The organism is Oleiphilus sp. HI0043, assembly GCF_001634935.1.
Genome location: NZ_LWEY01000606.1, coordinates 1 through 971 on the forward strand (window position 1 = coordinate 1; position 971 = coordinate 971).

The window sequence follows — 971 nt, forward strand, 5'->3', positions numbered from 1 at the left end:
GTCAATCAGAAATATATGGCTTGTCATTACGTGTTACCAGCCCGGGAAAGTATTCTAAAGTGTTTAACAAGGTAAGGCCTAGTAATAAGGTACTTCTAAGAAGGGAACCTATGTTTGCCTTTAATCGATTGGTTAAGTAAGTAGATGTTATTTATGCTACCTGTTTAATGCAAGTCGATTATATCAGAAAGTTAAACGGGTCACTCAACTGAGTAAAACGAAAAGAGAGAAAAGAGGGGTAGTACCAAAAGGCCTGTATTTAGTGCTACCCGCTAAGCAAGTTTTGAGTTAGTCTATATCTGCTCAGATTGAAGGGCAATAACAAAAAAAATAGAATAACTTTACCATATTTGAGAAGGTTGCTTAGGCTATGAATTACTCTCTTGATGAAATGGCTGTGTTTGTAGCGGTTGTCGATAGTGGCAACTTCTCCAGTGCTGCGAAGAAAAGTGGTATTCCTGTTTCTACTATTAGTCGAAGAATTTCTGATCTGGAAACACGCTTAAATGTACAGTTACTGTATCGTACCACCCGGCAGCAAAAGCTGACTGATATCGGCGCAGTGTATTATGAACACTGCAGTCGCATGCTTCAGGAGGCTGAAACAGCAGAGTTAGCTGTTCAGAACTTACAAGCCAAGCCTTCAGGAATATTAAGAGTGACTTCGCCTTACGCCTATGAAGACCCATTTATGTCTGAACTGATGGCGAGCTTTATGGAGAAGTACCCCGAGGTTAAGCTTCAGAACCTGGTTAATCAGCGTAAAGTAGACCTGATTGAAGAGAAGATCGATTGTGCGATCATTGCTGGTCATTTGGATGATTCCAGTCTTGTCAGGCGTGGTTTGGGCTCGGCTGTCGTTGTTTACTGTTGTAGTCCTGCCTACATTAAGAAGTACGGTTACCCTGACAGTATTGATGACTTAGGTGGCCATAAATTAGTTCAGCTGGAAATCCCTGAATGGCTTAACC

General features: G+C 41.5%; 1 protein-coding gene. It reads left to right on the forward strand.

Going from position 1 to position 971, the window contains the following annotated elements:
* Positions 1-370 precede the first annotated feature (370 nt).
* Positions 371-971 (forward strand): LysR family transcriptional regulator (locus A3729_RS07455; RefSeq protein ID WP_156497769.1); only part of this gene is annotated, 601 nt, incomplete at its 3' end.